Raw genomic sequence first — 7718 nt, 5'->3', positions numbered from 1 at the left:
AAGGAGTTGATCGCGTCACCAGAGTGGTAGTTCCGTATGGCCGGAATACCCAGGTTGGCGGAGAGATAGACATCCTTCGCGTCACGTAGTTTCTCCATGTTATCGATCAACAGAAAAATCAGGTCCACTTATGTGGCGGCTTGTTTCTGGGTTCGCTGAAACCCAACCTGAAAAACGACTTCAATATCGCAATGGGAAAAGACCATTGCTCAGCGCTTCAGGCTGCATACTCTAACAGACCATCACCTATGGCATCACGCCGCCAACAGAGCCCTAATAGGAGAAAGATCCGTGGACCGGCGCGCTACCCGTAATTCATAAAGTGCCTGCATGTGCTCACATGCAGGCAGGCTCCATAGAGGAAACTTGCCTAGCCAGGTATCTGCCACTGCTAGTTCTTCCACGATGTCAAAGATGAAGGGAGACTTTGACAAACTCACAATGAAAACCCCCAGAAAAGCTCCGTGAGTCTGATTCGTCAACGTGAATCGGGGAGAGCGCAATGTCTGGGGAGTGTGAAACTGTTCATAGTTGGGTATTTATCCTCCTCTGAGGATCTTTCTCGCCAGCATCGTCGCCCGCGCTGTCGCCAGCATCGTCGCCGTGCCAGCGGTCGGACTCGCGGATGCCCCACTTGGACAGAAATACGGTCAGCAGAGTGACTACGCCACACACCACGAAGATGATGGCGGTGCCCTGGCTGGAGAGTTTGATGGCTAGGTCGTTGAGGGAGGTGGCCTGGTCGGGGGGCAGCAGCCCGGCAACCTTGGCGCCCACCTTGTCGGCGGCACCGGTACTCACCATGTCCCGGACGGTACTAGCGGTGTCTGCAGGCAGAGAGGTGAAGATAGAGTTCTTGTCCAGGCCGTTGTTGATGTGACTGGCTAGGATAGCGCCGTTGATGGCGACACCTGCGGCGGTACCCAGCGGCATGGCGGCGTTGGCCATACCGGTGGCGACGCCAGCTTTCTGAGGAGGTACGACGGAGACGGCAATATCCATCATGAAGGGGGTGACGAAACCGCCGCCAATGCCCATAAGGAGGAAGACGGGGACGATCGCTACCCAGTTGGTGGTGTAGTTGATGGAGAGGCCGGTGAGGAGGCCGATGGCGGTGATGGCCATGCCGATGGCGACGACGTTATTGGCACCAATCTTTTTCCCGAGGGGGCCGACCATGCCGGCAACGGCGATCATGGGAACGGCAACGAGCATGATGATAGCGCCGATTTGGATAGGCGTGCGCTGTCCGACGCCGAACATCCAGTAGATGCTGTAGCTGAACAGTCCGAAGCTCATGAGTTTGGAGACGAAGCCGAGCACAATGACGGTGCTGTAGCTGGGAATCTTGAACATGTTGAGGTTCAGCAGGGCATCGTCACCCTTGCGCTTTTGCCGCCAGATCATGATACCCATGACGATAATACCGAGGATGAAGGGGAGGATGGTCCGCCAGCTGCCCCAGCCACGTTGCGGTCCGTAGAGGATGGCGTAGTTGATGGCAAAGAGGCTGATAACAGTGTAGACGATGGTGAGGTAGTCGGCTTTGCCTTGGGCAGTGGTGCCTTCGGCGCGGAGCGTCTTGTAGGTGTTGGGTACGGCGGCGAGGGTACCAAGGATGCAGATGAGGCCGAGGGGGACGTTGATGAGGAAGAGCCAGGGCCAGGCGCCGCGACCAAGGAAGTCCCCGGCGGTTTGGAGGATGATGCCGCCAACCAGGGGGCCGAAGGCCATGGCGGCAACGGAGACGGTCATGGAGAGACCAATAGCACGGTTGCGGCGGGCGGAGTCTTCTTTAGCGTAGGCGTCTGCGATGAGAGGGATGCAGGTGCCGAAAACCATGGCGGCGCCGAATCCTTGGGTGCCACGGAAGACGACGAGACTGTCTGCGGTGGGGGCGAAGGCGCAGGCGAGGCTGGAGAGCATAAAGAAGGCGTGGCCAATGAGGAAGAGCGGCCGTCGGCCCCAGAAGTCGGAAATGGCACCGACGCCGAGGAGGAGGGAGGCGAAGGCGAGGGTGTAGGCGTTAATTACCCATTGGGCGCTGGAGAGGGGGGCGTTGAAGTAGTTGGCGATAGAGGATAGCGCGACGTTCACAATGGTGTTGTCGAGCGTCATGATGATGGTGGAGAGTCCAACGAAGACGGCCGCCCAGACCGGTTTCGGGGTACTCTTTGGGGTGTTTGTGGTAGCCACGGGCATCCTTCTGCAAAATCTCTCAGGGTGAATTAGTTAGGTATGCCTAACTTTACTCGATTCGCTTGGGAAGACAACCCAACCATCCTTACATTCGCGACTATGCATGCCACCCTTGGGTTTTACGCTTATCCGGTGACGGTGCTGGAGCCGGTTGAGTGACGGCACTGGTGTGGACGGGTGGCGACACTTGTGGGAATGGGTGACAGCAAGCCGGTGCTGAACGCGAACCGGATGCGCCAGCTGCACTCCGAATTGCGGGGCCGGCCGGCGCACCTTTACATGGGTGAAGGGACATGCGGGGCACCCGTTAAACGAGGCGGCGACTTCGGCAGCCTCACACCAATCACAGGAATCGCAGCAGTAACCCCCCACACGGCCGCGCACTACTCATCTAGCATGAGCACAATATGCCAGCATGATGCCGAATCCAGCACCAACACCTAGGACGCCACTACACGAGTAGTGGCGACTGCCCCCACTCACACAGATTTCTTCGTCGACGTCGCGGTGGGTGCCGGCTGCCTTGCCGAGGACGGTACAGCAGGTGTTGACTTCTTCGCAGTAGTGGACGCTGCCGGCTTCTCCGTAGACGACGAAGCTGGCTTCTTTTTTGTGCTAGACGACGCCGCAGGGGCCGGCTCCTTCACAGTCGAGGAAGTATCGCCGTCACTCTGTGTACCGTCACCATGTTTCGCACCCTTTGCGGAGCCTGGAGTGCGCCCGTCGACGTCCGAACTGTCCGCCAAGCTATCCGGCTCACCATCTGCCGTCCCATCTGCCACACTGCCCGTCGAACTTTTCCCTGCCGAATTCTTCTTCGCTGCCGAACTGTCCGCGTCAATGTTTGCAGAGTCGCCGTCGTCGTCATCGTCAATCGTTTTGTTGAGGATTCGCTCCTTTGTTTCCCGGAGTTCCTGCGCTGCCACCCAGTAGTTGTGCGTTCCTAACGGCTTAATGTGGAGCGTCACGTTAGTAAGATTGATGGCCTTCGCCTTGAGGAAAAAGAGAACGGTGAGGACAACAACTCCCCATTCCCAGAAGGAGTTGATCGCGTCACCAGAGTGGTAGTTCCGTATGGCCGGAATACCCAGGTTGGCGGAGAGATAGACATCCTTTGCATCACGCAGTTTCTCCATATTGAGGAAGGGGTCAAACTCGTAGCGCGCCGGGTTTAAGGGACTGCCGAAAGGCCGCCACATACAGGGGGTTAAATCGCTGGTGACGGTGAGCACCTCTTGCAGGCCCGGAACAAACATCATGTTCAAACCTGAGTAGGACAGTGCTTGGTCAAAAATATCTGGGTGGCGTTCCGTCAGGGCGAGCGCCGACCCGCCCCCCATGGAGAATCCACCGACGCTCCAGTTGCTGGTCGCCAGGTCGTTATCCGTTGCCCACCTCAGGAGGTCTTTAGTGAGAAACGTTTCCCACTGCTGTGTATCCAACTTCAGGTGAGCCAAGGAACAGTACTTGTAGGGGTATTGGAAATCTGCGTAGTAGGATGCACCGCCCCCAATGGGCAGGATGACGTTAATGTCCGTGTTCGCGAAGGTACGCGCAGCACCACCAAGATTGATCCAGCGACTGTGAGTATCGATCGCGCTGGCACCGTCAAGCAGCATCAGGACACGCCGCGAATGCTTGACAGCCGGCTTGAAATGGATGGACATGTAGCGTTTGTTGGACGGCGACCAAATGCGGCAGCGTTGGAAGTTGCTGGCCATCGGGTCGCGCATACAACGACCCTTCGGGGAGTCATCGCGGCGAAGTGGAAGAGTGTTCTCCCGGCTACGCACGGTAATACGGTAGTTCGCGTCTCTGTCGAGAATAGACAGTGGGGAGGAGTCCTGCCGGTCGCTGTCTGCGTTCTCATTCTCTGCCCCGGATGTGCGGGTAGTGTCCGCCATCTGCTCCGCGGTGCGCGGTGCGTTAGAGTGCGCTGCTCGCGCCGGCGCGGACTGCGCGGAAGAAATGGGGAGGATCATGCCAGCTGCAGTGGCACAGGACGCCACCACTGCGACGATACGACGAGAAAGACGATGACGACGACGGCGACGCGTTTTTGGATGAAAAGTCGTCGGATGCCGGTGTGGCTAATTCCCGTGACGACACCGGGCGTAGCGCCGGCTCAACCAACTCCACTACTGTGAAGCCCACGGCGTCAGCCGCTAACACTAAGAGGACGGCACCCGCGGAGTCCACCAGCAGCAACAAGAAACCTGCGTCCTCTACAATGACGGAGAAGTCGGTCCCGTCGTCCTCTGTGAAGAAAGCTGCAGTGAGTGGGACCAGTGTGGCTACTTTTGGTGCTACGTCCTAGACGTTGGCCCTGTATTCATCACTGTGTCTGCAGATATCGATAGTTTTGTGATGTACAGTACAATTTATATCGATATATGAAATAGGTTACAGTGAAGTGGCTTTGGGTGACAAAATTGTGCAACAAGCTGGTGAGCCGGATAACAAAAGTCTACTGTATGCAGATAGCTCCAAAAATACCAGCTTGAGAGGCATTTCAATGCACACGAATCGTTCGACCCGTAACCGGATAACCGTGGCAACAGCCGTTACTGCTCTCGTGGCTGCTCTGTCACCGGCCCTCGCTTCAGCAGCACTCGCCCCAGTAGACGAGTTCGGCGGCTACCCCGCTCCCTACTCTGATGAATACGGCATGCCCACCGAGGGTTATGGCCCGGCACAGACTGTGTGGGGTAAAGCTTCCCGCTACGACCACAAGAATCCTGGACGCACCCCCGAAGGTGCCAACAACTTCAACTGCAAGCCCAAGGTTAAGGGTGCACTCCCCATCGTCCTCGTCCCCGGAACTGGCGAGTCTGCCTACGCCACGTGGGCATACTATGCTCCTGAACTGACCCGGCGCGGATACTGCGTCTACACCTTCAACTACGGTCCTGCGCTTGCAACCGTGGGCAATAAGTTCGCACAGGCGTCTCTCCCCTTCGAAGGTGACCTCCACGCGTCCGCCAAGGCTCTTGGGAAATTCGTCAACATGGTTCTGAAGCGCACGGGCGCCCCCAAGGTTGACTTCATTGGTCACTCCCAGGGCGGCGGTGTCCTCCCCAACGCCTACATCAAGTGGTACGGCGGAAATAAGACAGTGCGCCACACTGTTGGCCTGGTAGCCTCCAACTTCGGCACCAACCTCAGCCTCGGATCTATCCCCGTGGTAGACCCCACCACCGGCACCATGCTGGCCTTCATCCCCAACCCCCTCACCCTCGCCTCCTCCAACTACGGCAGCGGTAAGGGCCTCTCTGACGTCATCGACACCATCCCCGGTGGACGTGACCTCATGGTCAAGGTAATGAATGCCGCCAACATGACCTCCAGCGAACAGCAGACCAAGAACTCTGAGTTCCTCAAGAAGTACAGCAGCACCCCCATCACCATGCCGGGTGTCAAGTACACCGTCATCACCACCCGCTTCGATGACGTCGTTACCCCCTACCGTAACGCCTTCATCTTCGAGCCCGGTGTCACCAACGTTGTGGTCCAGGACTACTGCGCCAACGACCACTCCGACCACTTCACCTTCTCCTACGATCCCAATGCCCTCGAGATCGCCGTCAACGCACTTCAAGGCAACGCCAACAAGCCCATCAAGTGCCGCGCCAAGGCATTCGGAATCTAAGTGACATCTGAATAACAACACAAACGAATAAGCTGTGGGCACGCGCAAGGGTGCCCACAGCTGCATTTCCACGAATAATCCTGACAACATCCACAAACCCGCCCCAAAACACCCTTGGCGATGTGAATTGATGGGTGGGGAAGAAAAATCAGAAGATACAGGGGAAAATACTACTCACGCTGGCGAAGGAAGCCGGTTTTCACTCTAGTATGAGGTTTGACTGGTGTAGTTCGTAGGGGTGCGGGACTCTTCTCTGTACTTCAGTGAAAGATCAGGATTATGGACGATAAAAAGCTGCTTGCCCGTATAGAAGAAATGGAATCGATTCTTAATCGCGTTACGGCATTACTGGGCGAAGCTGACAGTGTTCTCACTGAGATTGAGGGCGCCGTACCCTCTTATGAAAAACTCAAGGAGTATTACTGTGGTCCTCTTCAAAGAGCGGACGTTGACGCTTACAATGCGGGAAATATTCCACCAGACGTGCCATGCGGAGTCCTCTCCGAGGATGCCATCTATGACCTGTTCTTTGAGTATCAGAACATCGCGATTCGCATGCTTGAATTAGCCACCACGATGGTAAAAACCGCCTGATCGCACGGCAGCCATAGCGGAGTTAAAGGCCATACTAATGGTCAACCCTCAGGTGATTATGCTGTGTCGGCCATACCCAAAAATGAATATGGCCGACACAGCGTTAGCAATTACTTATTTTTTGAGTAGTGCGGTGAGAGGTAGACCCTTAAGCATTTGGATGGTGAGGGTCTTAGTAGATTTCGCGTGGGGGACCATAAGATGCCCTGCCCGTTCTGCGGGATAATAATCCTGGAGGAGAACGTTTTTGTAGTTGCCGGTGGGGGAGTACATGAAGTTAATTTGGTAGGGCATCGCCATTTCGTCGTATTTGCTGGTGAGGTTGTAGTAAATGATGCCAGCGAGCGCTTCACCATTCTCATTGAGTCTCGTAACGACCGGCCCCCTGGGGTCGAAGTCGACGCAGGTGCCGAAGCCCAGGCAGTTTCCAGTGAAGTTGGTTGCGATAGCACCAAAGGGAGAACCCTGGAGAAGACCTGAGTAGTTAATGACTTTAGCGACGTACTGCGCGCCTCCATGGTTTTTCATCCAGCTCTGGTTGATAAGGCCAGACTGTGAATAGGTAATAATGTTGACCTTTTTTGCGCCTGTTTTCTTGAGGACACTCTTGACAAAAGCGTCGACAGATTCAGCGTAGGCATCCATATGGTCATAAAGCGTGGGGGATTCTTTGAGGGAAGTCTTTAGCGGATCCCATTCAAAAAACTGCATGCCCGCAGCGGTGATGTTCTTCTTCACATCACTGTTGAGTAGCGCAACGTCGTTAGCTCCGCTCAAGTACACAACAGGTAGCGACGAAGTGTCACGGGTGGTGAAAGTTCGAGGGCTGGGAGCAGCGTTAGCAGCAGGAGACAATGTCATAAGGAAGACGGCAGTTACTGCGGTGCATGCAAGAGTGCGGTGTTTCATGAGTATGAGAGAGTCTCGATCCATATAGAAGAAGCGGCACGTTCCTCCGATTCAACGTCCAAGGAACGTCTTAGCCACCGAGTATAGCGGGCTGCAAGGAGCGAAGAAGTAGATTCGCACAACATATTTAACTGAATCCAGGGTGCAGGCAGGTTTCTCAGCCTCGTTTTTCTCAGCCTCATTCTTTATAGTCCCGTCAGTACGCAAGTTAAGTCGATCCTTTGATGTAGCCACACTCGCCTGCCGGCTCCACCGCACCCGCTGCGTGCCGTTTACCGGCCTCGATGTGCATCTTTTCCCCCACAACGCCTATCCTGGAACCAGCACTACTCAAAAAATAAGTAATTGCTAACGCTGTGTCGGCTAT

The 7718-nt window shown here is 55.8% G+C and carries 7 protein-coding genes; 3 read left to right on the top strand and 4 right to left on the bottom strand.

Translation table 11 applies throughout. The features are described 5' to 3' along the window. Positions 1 to 254: 254 nt before the first annotated feature. The 3 genes from QZV76_RS05235 to QZV76_RS05225 form a co-directional block, all read right to left on the bottom strand. Positions 255 to 440: a hypothetical protein gene (locus tag QZV76_RS05235; RefSeq protein ID WP_290598815.1), complete on the bottom strand. Its 186-nt coding sequence runs from the start codon at positions 438 to 440 to the stop codon at positions 255 to 257. An 85-nt stretch (positions 441 to 525) separates the two neighbouring features. After that, on the bottom strand, positions 526 to 2196 hold the full coding sequence (locus QZV76_RS05230) for an MFS transporter (RefSeq protein ID WP_290598813.1): 1671 nt from the start codon (positions 2194 to 2196) through the stop codon (positions 526 to 528). 482 nt (positions 2197 to 2678) lie between these two features. After that, entirely contained in the window at positions 2679 to 4208 is a 1530-nt protein-coding gene (locus QZV76_RS05225) for an alpha/beta hydrolase-fold protein (RefSeq protein WP_290598812.1), read from the bottom strand. Positions 4209 to 4258: 50 nt separating this feature from the next. Between QZV76_RS05225 and QZV76_RS05220 the strand changes: the two genes are divergently transcribed. The 3 genes from QZV76_RS05220 (at position 4259) to QZV76_RS05210 (ending at position 6442) form a co-directional block, all read left to right on the top strand. Then, entirely contained in the window at positions 4259 to 4516 is a 258-nt protein-coding gene (locus QZV76_RS05220; RefSeq protein ID WP_290598811.1) for a hypothetical protein, read from the top strand. Between the two features lie 198 nt (positions 4517 to 4714). Further along, positions 4715 to 5848, top strand: coding sequence for a hypothetical protein (locus QZV76_RS05215; protein WP_290598810.1), 1134 nt, complete (start codon positions 4715 to 4717; stop codon positions 5846 to 5848). A gap of 279 nt (positions 5849 to 6127) precedes the next feature. Next, positions 6128 to 6442: a DUF4298 domain-containing protein gene (locus QZV76_RS05210; RefSeq protein ID WP_290598809.1), complete on the top strand. Its 315-nt coding sequence runs from the start codon at positions 6128 to 6130 to the stop codon at positions 6440 to 6442. Between the two features lie 114 nt (positions 6443 to 6556). On the opposite strand, the gene QZV76_RS05205 is transcribed toward QZV76_RS05210, so the two are convergent. Further along, entirely contained in the window at positions 6557 to 7351 is a 795-nt protein-coding gene (locus tag QZV76_RS05205) for a hypothetical protein (protein WP_290598807.1), read from the bottom strand. Positions 7352 to 7718: the final 367 nt, after the last annotated feature.

Origin of the sequence: Lawsonella sp. (assembly GCF_011525565.1) — a bacterium.
GTDB lineage: Bacteria > Actinomycetota > Actinomycetes > Mycobacteriales > Mycobacteriaceae > Lawsonella > Lawsonella clevelandensis_A.
Note: the sequence above shows the minus strand (reverse complement) of the source record. Positions and strands in the feature narration are given on the sequence as shown.

Bases quoted from the DNA above. Each gene is read 5' to 3' on its own strand.
- QZV76_RS05215 (WP_290598810.1), top strand. From the start codon at position 4,715: ATGCACACGAATCGTTCGACCCGTAACCGGATAACCGTGGCAACAGCC.
- QZV76_RS05210 (WP_290598809.1), top strand. From the start codon at position 6,128: ATGGACGATAAAAAGCTGCTTGCCCGTATAGAAGAAATGGAATCGATT.
- QZV76_RS05205 (WP_290598807.1), bottom strand. From the start codon at position 7,351: ATGAAACACCGCACTCTTGCATGCACCGCAGTAACTGCCGTCTTCCTT.